Source organism: Cupriavidus oxalaticus (assembly GCF_004768545.1).
Taxonomy (GTDB): Bacteria; Pseudomonadota; Gammaproteobacteria; order Burkholderiales; family Burkholderiaceae; genus Cupriavidus; species Cupriavidus oxalaticus_A.
Genome location: NZ_CP038636.1, coordinates 610,879 through 632,305, shown reverse-complemented (window position 1 = coordinate 632,305; position 21,427 = coordinate 610,879). Strand labels below are relative to the sequence as shown.

At 59.9% G+C, this 21,427-nt stretch carries 14 protein-coding genes and 1 pseudogene; 9 read left to right on the top strand and 6 right to left on the bottom strand.

Annotated features, from left to right (window positions below; translation table 11 throughout):
• Window positions 1-135 precede the first annotated feature (135 nt).
• The 3 genes and pseudogenes from E0W60_RS31005 to E0W60_RS30995 all read left to right on the top strand — a co-directional run.
• Complete coding sequence (locus tag E0W60_RS31005) at window positions 136-3,135, top strand: Tn3 family transposase (protein ID WP_135706711.1); 3,000 nt, start codon at window positions 136-138, stop codon at window positions 3,133-3,135.
• 28 nt (window positions 3,136-3,163) lie between these two features.
• The gene (tnpC, locus tag E0W60_RS31000) at window positions 3,164-3,514 is read left to right on the top strand and encodes a Tn3 family transposase post-transcriptional regulator TnpC (protein ID WP_135706710.1); all 351 of its coding nucleotides are present in this window, start codon (window positions 3,164-3,166) and stop codon (window positions 3,512-3,514) included.
• A 72-nt stretch (window positions 3,515-3,586) separates the two neighbouring features.
• Window positions 3,587-4,534, top strand: a pseudogene (locus E0W60_RS30995) (group II intron maturase-specific domain-containing protein); the annotation flags it as partial.
• A gap of 469 nt (window positions 4,535-5,003) precedes the next feature.
• On the opposite strand, the gene E0W60_RS30990 reads toward E0W60_RS30995, so the two are convergent.
• The gene (locus E0W60_RS30990) at window positions 5,004-5,939 is read right to left on the bottom strand and encodes an SIR2 family protein (RefSeq protein WP_135706708.1); all 936 of its coding nucleotides are present in this window, start codon (window positions 5,937-5,939) and stop codon (window positions 5,004-5,006) included.
• 314 nt (window positions 5,940-6,253) lie between these two features.
• Here E0W60_RS30990 and E0W60_RS30985 point away from each other — a divergent pair, with 314 nt between their 5' ends.
• Complete coding sequence (locus E0W60_RS30985) at window positions 6,254-6,595, top strand: hypothetical protein (protein WP_135706707.1); 342 nt, start codon at window positions 6,254-6,256, stop codon at window positions 6,593-6,595.
• A gap of 45 nt (window positions 6,596-6,640) precedes the next feature.
• On the opposite strand, the gene E0W60_RS30980 is transcribed toward E0W60_RS30985, so the two are convergent.
• The 5 genes from E0W60_RS30980 to E0W60_RS30960 all read right to left on the bottom strand — a co-directional run bounded on the left by E0W60_RS30980 (window position 6,641) and on the right by E0W60_RS30960 (window position 13,522).
• Window positions 6,641-7,420 carry a hypothetical protein gene (locus E0W60_RS30980; RefSeq protein ID WP_135706706.1) on the bottom strand — a complete coding sequence of 260 codons (780 nt, stop codon included), beginning with the start codon at window positions 7,418-7,420 and terminating at the stop codon, window positions 6,641-6,643.
• On the bottom strand, window positions 7,413-10,643 hold the full coding sequence (locus E0W60_RS30975; RefSeq protein ID WP_167884648.1) for a S8 family serine peptidase: 3,231 nt from the start codon (window positions 10,641-10,643) through the stop codon (window positions 7,413-7,415). The genes E0W60_RS30980 and E0W60_RS30975 overlap by 8 nt, the downstream gene beginning before the upstream one ends.
• A 19-nt stretch (window positions 10,644-10,662) precedes the next feature.
• Entirely contained in the window at window positions 10,663-11,172 is a 510-nt protein-coding gene (locus E0W60_RS30970) for a PASTA domain-containing protein (protein ID WP_135706704.1), read from the bottom strand.
• 22 nt (window positions 11,173-11,194) lie between these two features.
• Entirely contained in the window at window positions 11,195-11,812 is a 618-nt protein-coding gene (locus E0W60_RS30965) for a hypothetical protein (protein WP_135706703.1), read from the bottom strand.
• A 540-nt stretch (window positions 11,813-12,352) separates the two neighbouring features.
• Window positions 12,353-13,522: a hypothetical protein gene (locus E0W60_RS30960; protein ID WP_135706702.1), complete on the bottom strand. Its 1,170-nt coding sequence runs from the start codon at window positions 13,520-13,522 to the stop codon at window positions 12,353-12,355.
• 540 nt (window positions 13,523-14,062) lie between these two features.
• Between E0W60_RS30960 and E0W60_RS30955 the strand changes: the two genes are divergently transcribed.
• The 5 genes from E0W60_RS30955 to E0W60_RS30935 all read left to right on the top strand — a co-directional run bounded on the left by E0W60_RS30955 (window position 14,063) and on the right by E0W60_RS30935 (window position 21,154).
• Window positions 14,063-14,938, top strand: coding sequence for a SpvB/TcaC N-terminal domain-containing protein (locus E0W60_RS30955; RefSeq protein WP_135706701.1), 876 nt, complete (start codon window positions 14,063-14,065; stop codon window positions 14,936-14,938).
• A gap of 77 nt (window positions 14,939-15,015) precedes the next feature.
• Window positions 15,016-15,825, top strand: coding sequence for a helix-turn-helix domain-containing protein (locus E0W60_RS30950; protein ID WP_167884647.1), 810 nt, complete (start codon window positions 15,016-15,018; stop codon window positions 15,823-15,825).
• Window positions 15,826-16,032: 207 nt separating this feature from the next.
• Complete coding sequence (locus E0W60_RS30945) at window positions 16,033-16,539, top strand: hypothetical protein (protein WP_135706699.1); 507 nt, start codon at window positions 16,033-16,035, stop codon at window positions 16,537-16,539.
• 47 nt (window positions 16,540-16,586) lie between these two features.
• Entirely contained in the window at window positions 16,587-18,962 is a 2,376-nt protein-coding gene (locus E0W60_RS30940; protein WP_240746016.1) for a peptidoglycan-binding domain-containing protein, read from the top strand.
• 503 nt (window positions 18,963-19,465) lie between these two features.
• A complete protein-coding gene (locus tag E0W60_RS30935; RefSeq protein ID WP_135706698.1) occupies window positions 19,466-21,154 on the top strand; it encodes a galactose oxidase early set domain-containing protein in 1,689 nt (562 codons plus the stop codon).
• Window positions 21,155-21,427 lie beyond the last annotated feature (273 nt).

The following is a 21,427-nucleotide window of genomic DNA, read 5'->3' as shown; positions in this document are numbered from 1 at the left end:
GATGGCCAGGCAGCGCCGCAGGCTTGGCGTTCCGGCATCGACTGCCTATTCTGGTCAGTTCGAGCGGGTTCCGCGCAACCTCGCAAAGCGCCTTACCGAACTAGTCCACCGATCCCGGATGGGGAGTCCCTTGCCATGGCCAGCATCGAACGAACTGCCTATCCTCGGTTTCCGCGTACCCTCACACTGAAAGATCTGCAGGCCTCGTTCACCCCGCGCCCAGAGGAAATCGAGTGGGCGCAAGGCTTCGCGCGCACCGCTGAACGGCGTCTCGCGCTTCTGGTCAACCTGAAGTGTTTCCAGTACCTGCGCCACTTTCCGGCAGTGGAGGCGGTGCCCTCTGAAGTCGTCGAGCACGTGTCGGCCTGCCTGGGCATGGCACCGGTTCAGCGCATCACCTATCCCGCTGCGCATACCGCGCTCTATCGCCATCACAAGGTGATCCGTACCTTGCTGGGCATCAAGCCGTATACCGATGCCCAGACGCGCCTCGTCGCGAACCGACTTGCCGAGGAAGCCGCCGGAGTGGTGGACACACGCGTGGACATCATCAACATCACGATCGAAGAACTGGTCCGGCTGGGCTACGAACTGCCGGCCTTCCGGACGCTCGATGAGATCGCGGAACAGGCCCATGCCGTGGCCGAAGCCGCGCTCCATCGCCACATCGAGCAGCGCCTGTCCACCGACCAGCGCCAATGGCTCGATCAACTGCTGGAAACCGAGTTGCCGGCGCGGCGCTCGCTCTATCAGCAGATCAAGCGATCCGCAAAAAAGGCGACGCGCAAACACCTCGACCTAGTGCTGGACCAGTTGAAGTGGCTCGAATCGCTGCCTGACAACGACACGCTACTCGACTGCGTTCCGGCCACCAAACTGAAACACTTGGCCAACATGGCATCCGCCCTCGACGCGGGTGACATGAAGGACTTCCGGCCCTCCAGGCGACACGCATTGATCCTGGCCTTGATCCGCCAGATGCGCATCGGTGCGCGCGACGACATCGCGGAAATGTTCATCCGCCGCATGGGAGCGATCCACAAGAGTGCCAAGGAAGAACTCGCTCTCATTCAGGCGCGCCAGCGCGAATTGAGCGAAGAACTGGTTGCCGCGCTCGAGCTGGTCATCGGCATTCTGGCCGAATCCCTGGACGACGCCCGAACCGGGCAGCGCGTGCGCGCGCTGCTGGCGCCCGACGGCGATCTGGACAAGCTGCAGGCCGATTGCGAAGCGATCCGCGTCTGGAGCGACGGCAATCACTTGCCCTTGCTGTGGAAGCCTTTCAAGTCCTGGCGTGCGGCGATGTTCCAGATGGCGAAAGGGCTGCGTTTTGTCGCGGCGACCGAAGACCGCCGACTGCTCAAGACGTTGGATGTAGTGCTGCAGAACGAACACCGCAAGACCGAATGGCTCGCCGACGAGGTGGATTTGTCGTTCGCCTCCGAGCGCTGGCGAAAGCTGATACGTCGTTCGGCCAGCTTGGGCAACCCGACGAATCGGCGTTACTTGGAGGTGTGCGTGTTTTCCCATCTTGCCGGCGACCTGCGCTGCGGCGACGTCTGCATCGAAGAATCGGGCAATTTTTCCGACCTTCGTCAGCAATTGATGCCTTGGGGGGAATGTCAGGCGTTGCTCCAGGACTATTGCGATCGAATCGGACTAGCGTCCGATGCGCAAGGTTTCGTCCACAATCTCAAGAAGCTGCTGACGGAGACGGCCGAACAGGTCGACAGTGAATTCCCCCAGCACGCCGGCGACGTGACGATCAGCCCGAGCGGCGAGCCCACGCTCACACGCGTCGTGGCGCGCGAAATACCTCCGTCCGCCATCGCCTTGCAAGCCGCCATCGACAGCCGTCTCGTGCCGCGCAACCTGCTGGACATCCTCGCCAACATCGAGCACTGGACTGGGTTCACCCGTCATTTCGGGCCGCAGTCCGGCGATGATCCGAAATTGCGCAACGCGCGTGAACGCTATCTACTTACCGTCTTTGCCATGGGTTGCAACCTGGGCCCCAGCCAAGCGGCGCGGCACTTGTCGAACGGCGTGACCCCACATCAACTGTCGTACGTGAATCAGCGGCACATGGGCCTGGAGCAGCTGGACAGTGCTTGCCGTGACCTGACCGAGCTGTATCTGCGCCTTGATTTGCCGAAGCTGTGGGGCGAAGGCAAGAAGGTGGCCGCCGATGGCACTCAGTACGACGTCTACGAGCAGAACCTTCTGGTCGGCATGCATTTCCGTTACCGGCGCATGGGTGCCGTGGCCTACCGGCATGTGGCCGACAACTACATCGCGGTGTTCCGCCACTTCATACCGCCAGGCGTGCTGGAGGCCATCTATGTCATCGAAGGCTTGCTGAAAGCCGGCCTGAGTGTCCAGGCCGACACCGTCTATTCGGATACACACGGTCAATCCGAAGCCGTTTTTGCATTTACCTACCTGAACGGCATCCAGCTGATGCCGCGCATTCGTAATTGGAAGGATCTCCGCTTCTACAAGGCAGAGAAAGGAAACCGCTACAAGCACATCGACCGTCTATTCAACGATGTCATCGATTGGCAGCTGATCCGCAGCCACTGGAAGGATCTGATGCAGGTGGCGATTTCAATCCAGGCCGGCCGCGTCATGTCGCCAATGCTCCTTCGCAAGCTGAGCCACGAGGGCCGGCACAACCGGCTGTTTGCAGCGGCGCGTGAGCTCGGTCGCGTGCTGCGCACGGTCTACCTGCTGCGCTGGATCTCGCAGAAGGAAATGCGGCAGGAAGTTACGGCGACGACCAACAAGATCGAGTCGTATCACGCCTTCACCAAGTGGCTCGACTTCGGGGGCGACGTCATTACCGAAAACGATCTGAACGAGCAGCAGAAGCGCGTGCGCTATATCGATCTGGTGGCCTCGGCCGTGATTCTGCAGAACACGGTCGACATGATGCGGATCATGCAAGAACTCCACGCTGCAGGCAAACCGGTGTCCGCGGCCGATGTCGCCTTCATGAGCCCGTATGGCACGACCGGAGTCAAGCGGTTCGGCAACTACCACCTCGATTTGAAGCGGCCGCCGGAAGCGTGGCTCAAGGAATCCTTGTTCCGCCAAGCCGTGAAACGAGCGCGCGCCGACGCCGGCAATGGTTGAGCAGCAACAACAAACCTGGAGGATTGATATGAGTGATTCCGACAATACGGTCGAGACGGCCTACGGTCGCCTGGACCGGGCAGCATTGCTGCAAGCACAGCAAACATATGACACCACGAGACTACTACGCATAGTGGACGATCTCGATGCCATGTTGGGCGAAGCCCGCAGTGAGGATGGGCTGCGCGATATGCTGCTGCGCCTGCACGGGATGGCGCATACCGTCATCAACGGCGCGGGGATGACCGTCGCAACCGGCGAGGAAAGTTTGCCGGAATTGGCCTTTGACACGCTATCCGAAGTGCTGCGGATCGTCACGATGCTGCAAGGCTGGCTCCGTCAGATCGAGCCGCTGGAGCAATTGGCACCACGCAATTAGTGCATAAGAGGCGCATTCTTTATTACTTTTGGGATTATGTGTCATTTCCGGCCTTATCCCGGCATGACCCGAGAATGGATTCTGGAAGGCGACATTCGGGGCTGTTTCGACAACTTCAGTCACGCCTGGATGCTGGAGCACATAACGATGGATAAGGAGGTCCTGCGAAAGTGGCTTCAAGCCGGATATATCGATGAGGGAACCTTGTTTGAGACGCGGGCTGGTACGCCGCAGGGCGGTATTATCTCGCCCGTGATCGCAAATATGGCGTTGGATGGGCTTGAAGCAGCAGTTTACGCTAGCGAGGGGGCGCCAAGACCCGCACGCAGCAAGACCAAACTCCACGTCGTCCGTTATGCCGATGATTTTGTAGTGACCTGCACATCGAAAGAGGCGCTCGAATCCAACGTGCTTCCCGCGATCCGTCGATTCATGGCGGTTCGTGGTCTGGAGCTCGCGGAGGAGAAAACCCGGATCACAAACATAGCGGAGGGTTTCGATTTCCTTGGCCAGAACGTGCGCAAGTACGGCGGCAAGCTGCTGATCAAGCCAGCAAAGAAGAGCATCAAATCGCTGCTTGATAAGGTCAGGGGAATCATCAAGGGCAACGCGAGCGCCACTCAGGAAGCGTTGATACAGAAACTCAACCCGGTCATCCGGGGATGGGCCATGTATCACCGTCACGCCGTGGCGAAAGCAACCTTCTCATCGGTAGACTCGCACATCTGGCAACTGCTCTGGAAGTGGGCAAAACGCAGGCATCCCACCAAAGGGGCACGGTGGGTCCGGAAACGATACTTCCGGGTAGAGGGCTACCGCTCATGGGTCTTTGCTACGGAGAGTCCGTCCTGCGGCATGAGGGGCATTGAGCTCTTCCGCGCCACGACGATTCCGATTACACGGCACGTCAAGATCCGGAGCGGGGCGCAGCCCTTCGATCCGGAGTGGGACACCTACTTAGCCCGCCGTCAAACTGCGAATCGCTCTGTCAAGCTCTCCGGTGCCACACCGTGGTGCTGAAGAATGGCTTGAGCCGGATGCGGGGTGACCTGCACGTCCGGTTCTTAAGGGGCGGCGGCGCAGTAATGCGCTGCTGCTACCCGGCAGATTACCCCTGGTGGCTCCACGTTGTGGGCAAGGGCGGCGCCGAGGGCGAGGTGCCCGTGAGGGGGTGATCGAGCTTTCGCTGCAAACTGATACGCCGGCGCGCGAAATCCTCTTTGAAATCAACAATTTGAACACAGCGACTTTTCCACGAAAAGCTCTTTGTACAACTCGTTGATACAGAACGATTTCCTTGCTGAAACCGTGTCAATCAGCACCGAAAGCACGATCACCCCCTTATGCGCTGCAGTGCATAAGGGCGTATCCTGGCCGGAGGCGTATCAGCATCGATTGACCATCTTCCACCGCGCCATTCTAAGTGTTCTCGCGTTGACATTGGCCGAGCTTGAGGCCGGTCCCCGTCACCTTGATCCATCTGGCGACTTTATGCCGAAGATCTAATGGCACTAAGAATCGAAGCGATATCTCGGAAGTCATTAACCCATAAAATTTTGACACCGAGACCTTTATAGAGTGAGCCGTTAAATTTTTCAAATGCAGCGGAATGCTTAAGTTCTAACCAATTTAATTTGGCGGCGCTACCGTATGGGTTTAACATAAAAGCGAAATGCTGATGATGGCGACCTTTATTCGCACAAACATCTAGAAGTCGGCGGACATTTGGGTCGGAAAGTGAACAGCCGATAAAGAGGGCTGTGTAGTTCATCAGCAACGTGAGTTGGACCATATTCGCCCACGAGTACGGCAATCGATATAGTTCGAAGTAATCCTCCTCGGATAACACGATTGCTTCCGTTTTCTGAAAAAATGAAGCCCGATCCGGGTCCGGTAAGTAGCCATGCGGGTAAAATATCAGCCTATTAGATGACTCGAGTGGGATTTTCTGGCCGGGGAACAACGGAGAAAATGAGCAGTCAGCCTCATCGAACGCGCGACACAGTATATCATCATAGTTGAAGCAGCATATCCGCCTCGCGTTTGATAGGAGCGGCAATTCCCGGGCAATATCAGATAATTGAATCTGATGCTTGTACAGGCATACTCGAACCAAGTCTTTGAGATCTAAATGTTTATCTGCTCTTATGTAGCGCATTGAGTAAAGTGGATCCACTGATCCGAGAATGTCTTTGACATAAGGCAGATGCCAATTCGGATCAAGCTCGCCAGTAAGTGGCCTTGCTTTGCCAAGGAGGTGTGGGGGAAGGTTTCCCCACTGCTTGTGGGGTATGGCCTGCAAAACCTCTTCCGCCAACTTCCGCCAATCCGGCAATCCACAGCCAACGGACACACCGGCGCCAATAAACAGGCAGAGATTGCCGTACGCGTATTCGTCGCGAAGGTGTTGGACGGGATCATTCATGGAATACTCCTTCGTAGTGCCTTGTTGCAAGGAGAGGGCACCGACGTGATCCGTGACGCGGGTTACCACGGTGTTGAAAGGCTTGAGCTGGCATGTGGCGATGCGCCCAGGCACCCCCCTGGATAAAGGTCTTTTAGCCTCGTCATAGATGTGCAGGTATGGGTGGCAGCGAGTCCGGGGCGGATGCTTATGTGCGACCGATGAGCCGCAGACGCAAGCGGCACTGCTCGCCCATGGCTACTTCATAGCCGTTCCCGAGCAACATACCGATACCCTTCCGGCTGTCCGCAGCCAACCATGACGACAGAGCGACCATGACCATCACCCTGAACTTCAACGAAGCCCTCGCAGGCCTCAACTTCATTTCGAACCGCACATTCAAGACCAAGGAACCGGCTGAGCGACGCGTCTATACCCTTCGCCTGATTGAGCGGCTGCTTGACCACCTTGACAGTCAGGCACGCGAAGCAGCCGATTCGGAGGACTTTTATCTTCGCCGCGCGCTGGCCCGTTGTGCTGACGGAGCGTACGAGGAGGCCGTCGATTTTGCGTTTCGCGCAGCGGAGGTGGGAAGCACTCCGGTCTACTATGCCGGGTATTGCAATTGGGTTTCCCGGCCGACCCTCTCGTTGCCCGCACAGGCTATTGTGCCCTAGCGGCGCGGTCTCCAGACTGCGCGCATTCTCAACTCTCCGTGACCATCATGATTGGATGGGCTCGCCCCACGGCTTTCCAATGAGGATTACCGGTGTCGTAAGGCGAGAGCCGAAGCCAACCAATGCTTCCTCGATACCGATCATGGCTAACCGCGCCGCAGCGCTGGCTTGGGATAGCATTTGGGACATCCACACCCGGACGGCTGCAAGAAATCCAGCAACCATCTGTGAGATGTTGCGTCGCACGTCTTCGGCACTGACTGGCATCTGGCGGATTAGGCTGATCGTCCGCTCTGCGGCGGGCTGCGTTCGTGGAAGAAGCGTAGGCTCAACTCCCTGCCGAAGCTGACTCCGGATTGCCATGGTCTTCAGTTGCTCGGACGGCAAAGAACTCACTGTCCGACCGACGTTCGTGCCAGCGCCGCCTTCAAAGAACTTCACGCCTACGAACCGATTCGGATCAGTCTGGCGCAGGGATCGCACAGTCGTCTCCGTTTGATCGATGGCTGCCTTGATGGCGTTTGTTCGATTGAACAGATTTGCGCTGAGAATGTCTTTCAAGCGCTGAGAGGCCGCGGGATTGGCCACACGTATTGTCTCGACGACGCCCTTCACGCCTCCTTCGAGCCGCACGATCCGATTTCGATACTCGATAAGGCTTTGAAGATGATTGCCGCCGCCACCCTTGACCCACTGCGCGCCTTGCGCTTCGACGAGCGCAGCCTCATGCTTGCCTTGGGTCCAACCGAACCCATCGAGTGCTTCCATCAGATCAAGCAGTCGGTCCAAGAGGATGCGAAACGTATCGATGTCGACGTTAGGCATTGGCTCGCCCTCCTTGGCGGAACGAGTACATCTGCAGCAACGGTTGCTCTGAAACGTACGTTTCCCCAGCACTCTCGCTATCGCTAATAGCACTGCGATAGGAGCCGGAGATCCCGAGCGTTATGATTGACATCGCCTCGATTAGGAAAGGGCGGGCGAAGTCCTCCAGAGCCCGAAAGGTTCGCCCTCTAGGATCGACACGTCCGTCGACCCACTTGGTCGTGCGCTGGAACTCACGGATTGCGCTGATCGTCTCAGGCCCGACCTTGCCGTCTTCCGCGATTTCCTTCATCTGGTTCCGGTACCTGTACACGTTGAGAAGGATCTGAATAAGATAGACGTCTCGCGGCAGGTTTTCCCCGCGTATGCCGACAGCGTGCTTGATCTGCATGAACCCCCGGACGGCGGTTGAATCCGGCCCGATCGGTGGGCCCATTGGGAAGTCCTGAGAGATTTCCACACTGGAAGAGGCGGCAGGCATGGGCGCTGGTGGCGCTGGAGGCAGTGGCGCACCTGCGTCGATCAATGCTCGCTCGGTGATTGGCCCGACAATGCCATCGACGACCAGGCCGCGCCGCTGCTGGAAAAGCCGAATCGCGCCAACCGTTTGCGGACCTAGAATGCTGTCGACGACGAACTGAGTCCCCAACACCTGATTAAGCGACTGTTGGACCCAGCGCTTGTATTCGTGATCAGTGCGGGCAGAGCCACCTACGGGCCGTTCGCGCAACGGGCGTAGCAGCATCTGGTCGGGCGGGACGCGGCCCTCAGCGTCTGTGAGTAAGCGTGCGAAGCGATCGGCGCTGGCGTGAGGAAATAGACCACCTTCGACGACTTGTACATAGATTCCCGGACGATTGCTCTCCGGAATCAAACCGGCGAACTCGACTTGTTCGCGCGGCCAGTAATCGACGCCGGCAATCAGCGCAGCGTGCGAAAGCCCGCCTTCGCCACGCCGACAGAGCACATCGCCTGGCTGGGGCTCGTCTGTCAATTGTTTACCCGGCGCACCGATCATTTCAAAGCGATCACGGGTCTGGCCTGTCAGCGAGCCCTCAAACAGCGCCTCCGACGTGGGAATTTCCGCCTCGCCCAGCGCCTCAGCCAAGACTATCGCAGGCGACCAGCGGGTACGATCGTCGGAAATGGCGAGATCAGCCCGATGCACGTAGCGAGGCGCCGGCATCTCGGCAGGGACGGCCAAAGTTTCGTCATCGTCGCTCACAGCCGCCCCAAACTCCGGCTGCACACCTTCGTCACTCTCATCCTCGCCACTCAACAAGACGGGCCCTATGCTGGCATGCTCAACCGGCGCGTGCGCTTGCCGCGCCGCACACTCAGGACAGAGCGGATGCGACCTGTCTGTGGTTTCCGATTCCGATTCCGTCGAAAATTCCTCCTCCGTGGCTGCCGGCCGCGAACCGCCGCCGATGTTGCTGACGTTCCGGGCCGCTTCAACGGCGGCCTCGATGTCGAGATAACCGCTGCCGACCCGCTCGGCGTGTTCAGTTGAAACCTTGCGCGTGTTAACTAGGAGCAGGTTGTGTGTTTCCTCGATGCGCAGTCGGCGCGGTGCGACCTCGAACATTAGTGCGATTGTGCCAGCGACATGTGGCGCAGCCATGCTGGTGCCGGACATGCGGACCAGCAGCGACCGCTCCACGGTGGGATCACGCGAAGCCGATCGGGCGGCCAGAATGGCGACTCCGGGCGCACAGAGGTCGGGTTTTACTCGGCCATCACGCGTTGGTCCTGAACTGCTGAAGATCGCGAGCGGCTCCTCCGGCTCGTGAGCGTTGTAGGCTCCGACGGCGATGGTGCGCATACCGTTGCAGATGGTGCCCGTGGTAGAGGAGGGGTCGTCATTGAGAAACCTTGACTGGCACGACGGGCAAGCCGCGTCACGCTCAATCCATGCGTTGAATCGCCCGTCGATGACATCACGCCCGATCAGCGTCAGCTCCCAGTCACCGGGCGGCGCGGTTGTATAGAGGAAAATGGCGACATGATTATCGAGCGTGTTCGGCTCCCGGGCGCGATGGTAAAGGCGGCCAACTTCGCGCTCCCCCTCTTTCAAGCTGACTCGCTCGCCCAGTCCGGCGCGCGCGGAAATCAAGCCGTCAGGCGAGCGTACCTCGACCTCGAGTGAGTCACGCCACGAATACCAGATTTCCAGCTCGTTTGGCGTCACATCGGCCTCGGCCAACTGCCAAATCATGGTGTGGCGCTCTCCGGGTCGGAGGTGACTCGAGGCATGAACGCACCGGTGAAAGTAATTGCCTGCGCTCTGGGAGATCGCTCGTCCAGGTGCGGCGCGCAGGAGGGCATCGAGTCCCTGCTCGACTAGCGTCGTGCCGTCGTGCTGTTCGCCGTGCCGTCCCATGCTGAGATTGATCACCCAGGGACGGCCACCCTGTAGGTAGTCCGCCTGCCCGCGTTCATTGTTTTCAGAATCCAAGTAGGCAGAGTTGGGGAGGTCGGCAGCAATCTTTGCGATGAAATCGCACGCCTCAAGCAGAGTGACTGAGTTGCCTAGCTTCAAGTGCTTGCCTCCCCAGTTGGCAAGATGGACGAATATGAACTCTGCCCCCGGTGCAATGCCGATGGGCCCGTGGGCTCTGCCTTTCCCTCCGGCGATGCTGGCGACGTGGGTGCCGTGCGTGCCGCAGCCGGTATCCACATCGCCGGGATGGTAGCCGAGAGCTGCGTAAGGATCCTCGGCGGCCAAGGCGCGATCGATCGCTTCCCGGTCATGGACGTGCCCGTATCCGTATGGCTGGGGAGAATCGGGCTGCGACGGACCGCGCTGGTCCCAAATTGCGAGGATGCGGCTGGAGCCGTCGTCATTGCGGAAGTCCGGATGCGCAAAATCAAACCCCCAATCGACGACGCCGATTACCACGCCGCGGCCTGTTGCCTGGAGACCCGCCGGCCGGCGTTCATCATGGGGCGAGTCCGGCTTCGAGACTTCGACCACCTCGCCGCTCTCGAGCTCGATATCCGGCCCGAGTGGCGCTCCGGCGGCCTTCATGCTCGCGCATTCAGCACTTTCGCGGACCTGCGGAATCGCCCCGCGCAACATCCGCACCGTGACGACCTCGCCGAACTGCGCGACAACTCGCGCACCTTCCGGGACGAGGCCGGGCTGGCCCAGCCTGAGGATCGCGGCGATTTCGTCGTCGCCCGGCCCCGCGTCGAGCAGTTCCCAGAGTCCGGGGTCCATGGCTGGCATCTCGCGAAACTCACGTCATTTTTTTGTCAGCTTTGTCAGCGGCTAGAGGCCCATGGAAGTCGACAGGCTCGGCTGATCCTGCGCCGAGCGGCGGCGATTCCGTTTGTTCGCGGTGGGCGCAGCTTAAGATGACCGTGACCTTTGTGCCCTTCGGGACTTTCTGGCCGCTTTCTGGTTCGTAACGGATAACTTCTCCTTCCTCACAGTTTTCGTTTTTTTCCAAGGCCGTTCCCACTGTAAAGCCGGCGTCAAGCAGCATCAGAACTGCGGAATTCTTCTCCTTATTCCTAGGCACCGCAGGGATTTCCAGAAGCTTCTGCGGTGTCGGGACCGGAGCCGGCTCTTGCGGCAGCTCACGCCGCGCCAATAACTGCGTGACCACGAGCGAGATTGGCATGGACCTGACGGTAAGCGATGCAAGTGCGCCGATGCGAATCGCATCGGACCTAGGAAGGCCCTCGCGCTCCGCGATTAGCATATTGATCGGCAGGCTCATGGCAAAACTGAATTCATTAGCCATGGCAAGGCTCCTCTCATCGTTGTCAACTCTTGTTCTGCTGAGAAAGAATCAGTACCAGCGGCAGCATCATCATCATGCTGTTGTCGTTGGTCTTGCTGTCGTTGTCGCTCATCGAGCCCATCATCAACATCAGCGCCATTGGCATCATGTCTTGTTTTTCGAATTCCGATTTCGTGACCGTTTTCGTTACTGTGGTGCCATTTTCCTGGATATCGATGCTCTTCAGCTTCGGCGCGCTAGTCATCAACAGCGGAAGGATGGACATCATCCTTCCATTCGAGATGTCCTTCCTGATTGCGGTATCTTCTTTCTTCCGCGCGGCAACCTCGGCATCGACGCGGAGGTTCAACGTGTTGACGCGGGTACTGACAGCCTTAGTCGCCTCGGCGTGAGTCTTGATCTGGGCACCAACGCGGCCCAGGGCAACCTGCAACTCCAACTGCGTCACATACCGCTGGGGCGGCCGTGCTTGGAACAAGCCGCTCCCGGTTGGTACCTTCGGTTTGACCGAGCGTAGCCGCCGCGCGAGGTTTTGGACGTTTTCATCCAATTCTGCCCCCTCGTCGTTTTCCTCACTCTCGATAGTACCGAGCAGGTCAGCAAAGCTATCTAAGTCTCCTAACGATTCGTATAGGTTCATGGCGTGCTCCTCTCTCAGTTGTCGTGATAGGACTGCGGGCTGTCGGCAACACGCGGAGCCACTGCTGCCGGTTGCGGTGAGCCGGGGTGTGAGGGACGCGGCCGGAGTCGGCGAATCATCGGCCCGACATAGTGTGCAAAGAGCGCCTCATCCGGCGCGTTGGAACCGGGCGCCCCCTCCCCGGCACAAACCTCGCATTCGGGGTCTTCGCCCCAGCAGAGGTGGCATGCCCCCAAAGCTGCTGCAACTGAATCGTTGCGCTCGCGCAAAGCTTCGAGTTCCGAGTACATGCGCTGGACTAGTCTTCGGAGTTTCTCGACTGCCGCGCGCCGTTCGCCGCGGGGCGCGGGCTCATCGGGAGGGAGACATTCCGGCTCCTGCTCGGCACCATTCGCCTCTCGCTGAGCGAAGTATTGCGCTAGCAGACCTAGGCGCGGGTCGCTCTCGCCGAGCTGCACCAACAGCTCGGACATTGCCGGCTTGCGACCGCCACTTGAGGCAAGGTTTTCCAACATCGACCGGACTAGATCTTCAGCCATTTCAGTCGACCTCCTCGAAATCAGCATCAAGCTCGGCCAGCTCGAGAGCATCGTAAAAGGCCGCTTCGTCCGCCTCGGCCTGTTCGGCCAGCAGCGCTTTGGCTAAGGCCATGTAAAGTTGTTCATCGAGGTGCTCATCGGCCTCCGGCTCGACATCCTGCAACAGGTTCCACAGCACCTCGGCGCGCTGCATCGGGTCGGCCGGGTCACAGCGATATGCGCCAGTGCTCTCATGGAGATACTCAGGCACGGTTTCCGACTGCGGCCCAAGTGCTGCTTGGTATTCCGCCTGCGCCAACCCGGCGAGCTGGCCAATCAGATTGGTGAACGCCGCGACAGGGACCTGTTGTCCTGAAACCGGGATGCTCTGGCGCCCGATCGGGCTGAGCATCATCGATTGGAGGGCTTTGGCCACTTCTGGCCGCTGGCCAATGAGGTGTAGTAGCTGGCCTGCCGCCGGCGAGCCGCGGCTCAGGCCGCCTGGTTGATCGCCACCGGCCAAAGCTCCGAGCGTGGTTTGCGCGATCTGCCCGATTCCTCCGGCCCCGCCGCTGCCGCCCAGCGCCTTGTGAGCAATTTGCCCGAACGCTCCAGCGCCACCACCGCCGAGTGCATTAACCCCAGCGCGCGCTAGGCCTCCGAGCCCGCCACCGCCGGTCACTGCGCCGAGAAGACCCCTCCCTATCGCGCCGCCCGGAGTGAGCATCCCGGCGAGTCCTACCCCGGTATTTACCGCCTTGCCGATACCTCTGAGCGCCCCTTTACCATGCTTGGCCAGAGCCGAGCTGGTGCCGCCGAGCACAGCGCCGGCTACCATGCCGACCGGCCCAAGGGCAGCTCCCGAGAGGGCGCCTTGTGCAATCCCCGGTAATGCGCTCGTTACCACCGGAGCCGCTTTCTGAGCAACCCGGCCCACCTCGCGTCCCGCCGCAGTAGCCGTCCGCCCGACGTCGCGAGCCACGCCGCCCACCGCGCGGCCGACACTACTTGCGGCTTTGGTTATCGCGCCAAAAATCTCTTCATACTGCTCGGCCGAAAGGCCGGGTCCGAAAGTCTGCTCGATCAACGCCTCGATTTGCTCCGGATCGAGCTCCGCGTATTCCGGCGCGAGCGCCTCGCGCAGGTGCGGATACGGATCGAACCGCCAGTTCTGATAGCCGCTGCGTGCCATGATATTTTCCTGTGTCAGTTCAAGCTGCGACGACCTCCAGCTGATCGAGCGGCACCAGAAACCACCCAACCCAACGCTGTGCAAGCTGTACGGGACTCCTACGGAAGGATGTTTCAGGACGGAATCTCGCTGCGAACGTTTTATAAGGAGCTTAGAGCGGCTAAGCGCGCATCAAGCAAAGGGAGTTAGGACAATCCTGCCAGCCGTTAGGACGATCTTGCGCCCACCCGATACTTGCTCAGGCGGCGCTTAAATGGCAGAGAGAAATGAGAGAAATACGTGCCCGGGCGCATCGCAACATGCCAGTTGACCGCGATGTCTTGGGGGCGCGCCAGCAGCCGTGGTGCCCGGAATCGCTGCGGCGCAAGCCTTGCGCCACGTCGCGAAGCGGCAAGCGAGCCGAAAATTTCGTGCATATCAGCCTGAAACGGCGTGCAGTTGCGTTTTGGCTGCGCTTTTCTACGCTCCACTTGTTGCCCGGGGCCGCCTGTGTGCGCCGCACGTGCAAGAACAAGAAGCAACACAGCGGGAGCGCCTGCGATGACACCAGGCACGGCGGCGAGCGAGACCTCAGGCGCGCGAGAGACTCAGCGCCGGGTTGCGCCGTCAATTTCTTTACCAAAGGGCGGGGGCGCGATCCGCGGCCTCAGCGAAAAAAAACTCGCCGTCAACCCGGTCACCGGCACCGGCTCGAGGTCGGTGCCCATCGCCACGAGCCCAGGGCTTTCGGGCTTCGGCCCGCCACTCTCCCCAATTTGCGACTCCGGTGCCGCCAACGGTCCAATCGGCTTAGGCTGGAGCCTTTCCTTTCCGTCGATCAGCCGCAAGTCCGACCAGGGGCTACCGCAGTACCTCGACGCACAGGAGTCCGATGTCTTCCTCCATTCTTGCGCGGAAGACATGGTGTCAGTGTGCCGGCAGGACGTTGACGCAATTTGGGTTGTCGCCCATCCGGGCTGCCACCCCGATCCCAGCGGATATTGGCGCGACCGCACCCGCTGCCTGATCGTTCACGAGGATGCACTCGGTGGCTACTGCGTGCGCCGCTACCGGTCGCGCTCAGACCAGCGACCCGCGCACCGACCAAGATATCGGCGGGTATGTGGCGGCGTACTTCAAAACGCAGTCCGCGAACTGCGGACCTGGTACATGCAGCGCTTCGCGGGCGCCCTAGGGAAGACGAGCGCAATGCCGCGCTGCGGGCGGTGGCGCATGCCGACACGCCCACGACCGCGCATTTCGATGCGCTGGCTGCCCCTCCTCACCGTGGCACGCAAGAAGATCCATTCGCCACCCGCGCCGATCCGGACATTTTGGGCAACCAGTGCGACAGTGCGCGGTGAACGCAAACTGCCTTCTGCCAATGGTCTGCCGAGCGGTGCAGTGGAGCGACACATCGTCATGCGCTACCTATGACATGCTCGCCAACCGCACCCACTAGTCGAACATGGAAGCCAGTGCATGCTAACAACTTATCAAGAAGGAAAAAAATCATGAATTATTCATTCAATCCACCTAGCGCTGGGCGAGAGCCCCGTATTCTCTGGGTTGACCTAACGCGGGAAGCGGGCACCGCACTAGTCGATGCCATCGACGGTGCATTTGACGTATATCGAGTTAGGAAATTGCCACAGGTCCCCGACGCCATCCAGATTTATTCCCCGCTCATTCTGTGCTTCGAGTTCGACACACCGGATTCGGCAGGTATCGAGGCTCTGACTCGCACCCGGCGCGTGCACCCGAGCCTCCCCACTCTCATGATCACAGGCTGCCATTCCGAGGCCGTGGCGATATGTGCGCTGCGCCTTCGAGTCTGGGACTTGCTTGTGAAACCGGTGTCGATAGAGGCCCTCAACCACCAGATTGCGGCACTCACCATAGTGACGCGCCAGCGCGGATCAGAGTCGGCTAGTGAGATCTTGTTTCCGTCGCAAGGTACCGAAGACTTGTCCGCACTGGATGGCCACAAACAGCAGGCGCGGACGTTTCCTGCGATCGCACTCGTCGCGGCACAGTTCGACCGAAAAATTGCGCTGGAGTATGCCGCAGCGCTGTGCCGGCTCAGTGCCTCGCAGTTCTGCCGTATCTTCAAGCAGGAGTATGGAGTGAGCTTCGGCCAGTATCTGCTCCGCTACAGGATAGACCGGGCATGTGAACGTCTAGCCAATTCGGGTGCACTCGCGAAGGAAGTGGCTTACTCCGTCGGCTTCAACGACCACTCATACTTCACGCGGGCGTTCAAGCGCCAGGTTGGCCTTTGCCCGAGCGAGTATCGGGGGGCACAAGATAGTCCTAACGACTGACTGGATTATCCTAGCTCGCATTGTTTGAGGCGCGCTAAGTCCCGCTAAGCTTTCTATGAAACATGCAGTGGGACGTCCTGCAACTTTTGCCGTAGGTCTCGCATACAGTTCGCACTGGGTACAGGTGCGTGTAAGTGGCGCGTTCAGCCTGCATGTACCGGTGGATTGGCTGGAGGTCATTGCAACTTGAAATGGCGCAGGAAAATCATGGCGCACAGCGGCTATCAGAACTGGCGACTCGATCCGTATCCGCGGCTGCGCGAGGCGCTCGTACCGGAATATGCGTTACTCGAACCGGAGCAAATCGAGGCGATGATCGAGCATACTTTCGGACCCGGCCTTTCGGCCGAGCAGTATGAAGGGCTTTTTGGTGCGCTCACCAGAGCTGCAAGCAACGCTGGCCGCGCGGTGGGCCTGGTTGCCCAGAAAGCGGCGCCGGTGGTAACGAGCGCGTTACCGGGAATTGCACAAGGCGCCCTTTTGGGAGCGGCCCTTGGGCCGGTCGGCATAGTAGCCGGCGCGGCGCTCGGCGGCGCTGCTTCAGCTCTAGCCAAGCACGGTAAAGGGGCGTTCGGCGACGTCGGCAAGACTGTGAATGCCGGCCTTGGATTCGCCGGGATGCTCACTCCCGGTGGCGCGTTTGGTAGGGGCCTTCTCGGCGCAGTGACCGACGGTGGCGGGCTCGGCGGGGTGACGCGCGCGGCCCAGTGTTAAACGAAGCCGTGCGCAAGTATGAGGGACCTTTAGTCGTTCCGATCGAAATGAAGACACCCCGCTACGTGCATCGGGCCGATCTGGCAATTTGCTCTAGCCTAGAGTGGTCGTCGGCGACAGTCATTGCTGAGGGGCTAGGTTACGCGGAATTTCCCACGCCTGGTGCGCTGTTTGAGGAAGCGCTGCTCGGCCAGATCCGTGATCGCTTTGAAATGATCGGCGCGCCAAGAGGACCACTGGCAGACGGCCCCCAACCAGGCGATGTGCTTTGCCGGCGTGGCGAAGGCGGGCTCTCGCACGCTGCGCTGATTGCGGGTACCGATTTTTGGCCACGCGAACTGGTCGAGCTCGCCGGCTTGACCCCCGAGAGCGATCGACCCGGAATCTTTGTCCAGGTTGTTGAGGGTGGCCCGTTTCCACACACCAGTGCCGATCGATTCGCACGCTTGCTTACCGATAGCGAGGGTCGCCTCCCGCCGGACCAGATGTTGCTACGCCCGGTGCGTGAACCGCCCGCCGATGGCGGTAGGACCAGTTCTGGGCCTGGCGCGACCGGAGCAGCATCGATTCGCAGCGATCCGGAGTACAAGCGCTGGATCCAGCAATCGCTCAACCAAGTCTTGGGCACGCAACTCATCGTGGATGGCATTCTCGGCCCGCAAACGGTTGGCGCGATACGACGTTTTCAGCAGCAACGCGGCTTGGTCGTGGATGGTATCGTCGGCCCGCTCACTGAGCAGGCATTGGTCGATGCCGGCGCACCACCTCCCGCGCCGATCGGCGAGCCGCGCATCGATCCGCATGACAAGCGCGTCGACTTGAGCGCGAGGTTAGGGATTCAAAGGATGTTGAAACTGATGGATAGGCGCGCGGACGCGATCCGACTGATTGACGGCATCAACTCAGGCAGGCTCGCTGGAATCTTCAGCAGCGATTCGCTGACCGCCTTCAAGCTGGCGCAGCACCATGGAACGCAGCCTTGGTTGCTAGTGCCGCAGAGCGAAGACGCCGCACTGGTGCTCTATCCCGCCGCGCCACTGACTGCGTTCCCTACGATTGTCTTTCGCCGTGCGGTACTTCTGGAGACCCCAGAAAGGGGGCGCCAAAGGGGCCACGTGATGGATATCCCCCCCGAACGCCTCGACGCTGCATTGGCTAAGGCTTCTCAGACATTCGAGCTTTGGGCATCTGGAGATTTATCTGCTAGTGCGTGTCAGTCACCGGGACCAAATGTGCACCTCGCGGAAGCGGAGACAGGACTACTGTCGGGGATTCCACCGAGCAATCTAGTCCCTCCCATTTTTTGCCAACGGCGCAGCCGTCGACGCCCGTCGCTGCCAGTGCGGGGACTTGACCTCATAATTGATCGTCCTCGGGCCGGTGAAAAGCTCTCCATTCATGCGGGTAACTTCCCGGCTACGGGACCGTCCATGCCTGCCGTCACGGTCCTTGGCCGCGTATTGGCAAATGGACATCCGGTCCCAGACGCTGGAATTTCCTGGGAATTCAGGGTTTCCGGCAATTACAGAGTGCGAAGCGGCGTCTCTGATCATTGCGGAAGTGTTCCGAGCTGCCGCCTCCAGACCTATGCCTTCACCTTAGGACAGATTGTTACCTCCTCCGGCAAGCAGGACTTTGTCGATCTCGCACTACTGACGCCGCTGATTGTCGGCGGAAGTCTGGAGGTGAAGGCGACCATCCGTGATGCCACAGGCCGCACATTCACGCGAACGGTGCGATGCTTAGTTGCAGGCGAGAATCCGTCACGTGCGCAGGTCGAGGCATTGATTAGGGCCGAAGTGGGACCGGGTGGCGCGCTCGTTGGAGCATGTGGGGACGACAGTTGGGCGCTGATTCGAATTTTTTGTCACGAGTCAGGACATACACTGAGTCAGTTCAGGCAGGACGGGAGTGTTCTCGTCGGTCCACCGGCTGGGATTGGGATTACCCAGCGCGATCCTGAAATCGGTGAGTGGCAGTTTCCCGCAAGCCGCGAGACGCAAGCAAATAACTTCTTCCCACGGATTTTCTGGAACTGGCAGGAGAATGTGCGCGAAGGCATCCGCGCCTTTCGTGCAAAGCAGGCACTAGCGAACGGCGACCTACGGCGTCTGCAGGAACAGGCGCAGCGAGAGGGGCGCCAGCTACCGGCCTTTTGCGTCGGAATTCTCCTGCGCGCAGCGATCCGACGCTACAACGGCGGCACAGAATATGTGCTCGGTCGTGGCAGGGCCCGAAACCAGGCTTCATACGAAGTGAACCCCCACACCCCGCCAGACCGTGCAGGTTATGTCAACCAAGTCCTCGGCGATCATGGCCATCCCGCTATCGCTTTGCCGGCTATCCCGCTGGCCGCCACGCATGTCCTAAACCAGCATTTCGGCGCTGCGGATCACCCGTGTCAACAATGCAACATTTCTTAGCAATGTAGTGGTCTAAATTCTGCGGACAGGTCGATAAGAGGACAATCCGTGTAGCTGCTGGAAGACCTTCAGGAGCACCAGCACCAAGCCGCGATCCCTGGCTATCTCGCCCGGTCCAGTTCATCCGCGCTTGTTGAGTAGCAAAGCCCGCAGTTCCTTGATGGAAAAGACCTTCGGGAAACGATTGGCGCGCGGCAAGCATCGCGTGCCGGTGGCGACGCCACTGTTGCCTTACGCGTTCACGTCCACACCATGAGCTTTCGCCATAAGGTTAGCCCGCACAATATCCGGCACCGGCTAGCGAAGTATCACCGTGACACGTCTCACTGTCTCGATGGCAGTCTGTCCTGACCGGACGCAGTAGTGCGGATGTGCCTCGGCGTCTTGTCCGGTGCATCATCGTAGGGATGCCTAAAATGCGGTTTCGCACCATAGACTGCGCAAGGTCTTAGCGCTCTCGCGCGAACAGAAGAGTAAGACGATAGCCAGAGGGGAGGCGTGCCATGGCATGGATACACCTGAGTAACCACGCGGAAATCCTCGCGGTGCACGCGGCATACGTGGGATTCGGTCAGATTCTTTACTTCAGCGGTGATCAACACGACCCTGGAAACAACGAGAATCACCAGGTCGACGCCACGCGTCTATTTGACTGCAACACGTTTGCCGTCACGAACCCAGGGTCACCGAGCTTCGACACGTTTTGCTGTGGCCACGCGTTCCTCGTAGCCGCGAATCAAGTCAAACTGCTCGCAGCAGGTGGAACGGAGCGTTTCCCCGATACTGATCCGCATCTGTTCCACGAGGGCCACTTTCCGGGACTTCGCTATGCGGCGATCTTTGTTTCGCCCTCGCTCGTCGCACCAGTCGGATCGTTCGGCTGGTCCAAGGCCAACCGGATGAACCCCGGACCCTTGATGGCCGCAACTACAGCACAACCGCATCCAGACTCGAATTTGACGGGTGGCCGTTGGTACCCGACATTGATCACACTCGCGTCCGGCGACGTAATCGCAATGTCGGGTCATCCGGGATCAAATGACGCAGCGCACGGCAACAACGTGCCCGAGATCTTCTCGATCAATGCGGATCCGAAGGGCAAGTGGCGTCGATTGGCTCCATATACGAGCGCTCGGGCGCCCGGCGACTACGACCGCAATGCGTTTCCCCTCTATCCGCGCATCCACCTGCTCCCAACTGGGGACATATTGTGTACCAATCCGGTGCGGGAGAGCACTTGGACATTCGAGCCTGATACGGGGTCCAACGGCGGGACGTACAGGCGCGTGTGCAAGTTCGCAGGAACGGCTTTCGAGGCCACGGAGTATGACGGTTTTACCAAATCCTCGTTATTGCTGCCACTGCTGCACGAGGAGGGGTGGAGGCCGCGCGCGATGATCTGCGGCAGTCGACAAGCTTGGATCCTTGACATGCGAGGGTGGCGAAATGCCTCCTCAGGTGTGACGACCTGGGGCTGGAATGCCACGGCGCCGCGCGCGCCGGATTCGATGCGGCGCAATTGCACCGCCACCATCTTGCCCACTGGCGAGATCTTCGTCTGCGGCGGTATCGATGTGGATCAAGACACCTTTGACCAGCTGTCTGCCCGCAAGGCACCGGGATCACCGGACTCGCGAGCCGTTCTCGACCCGGAAATGTACGACCCGTTCGCCGACAAGTGGACTTGGTTGAAAGACCCTGCGCCAACTCCGCGGAACTACCACACCGTCGCGCTACTCATGCCCGATGGCCGTGTATGGGTAGCCGGCTCCGACAAGGACGCCAGTCCAGGCATGGCTGCCCGTGTTCTGGATATCGACATATACGCTCCCTGGTATCACGGCAACCTGCGGCGGCCCTTTGTCACTGCAGCCCCAAGTCTCGCGTATCCGGGCGAATCGGTAGTTGTCAAGACAACGAATGCCGACGAGGTCTTTCGGGTTGTACTGCTCCGATGCGGCTCGTCCACACACGCATTCAATCCGGATCAACGGTACTTGTCCCTGTCATTCCGGCATGTCGTTGAGGATATATTGCTCGTTCAAATGCCGCCCAACAACAACATCATGCCGCCGGGTCCCTACATGATATTTACCGTGCGCCGCGACAAGGATCCACTAGGTTTGCCATCCTATGGAGCCAACGTTTACGTGGTACCTGAGCACGACCCTCATCACGACGGCGAACTCTGACTGAAACGGCGAACTTGGCTGGTCGCTCGCTGGGGTATCGCGCCGGTTGTGCGAATCTCACCTCCGTTGCCCACCACGAAGGTCAGTCTCGCGGCAGCGATTTCGTCCCGGAGGCTCGGCCCGTCTCTGGAGACCGCGCCAAAACAGTTGTTCATCGGGCATGGCCCGACCCCGAAGGATGAAGCGTGCGCGTGTGGCGGGCGCCCCATTGACGCCAGAGGTAAGATGGGCACGCAGCGGCGACCGAGGTCGGCCTAGGGAATGGTGCCCCGA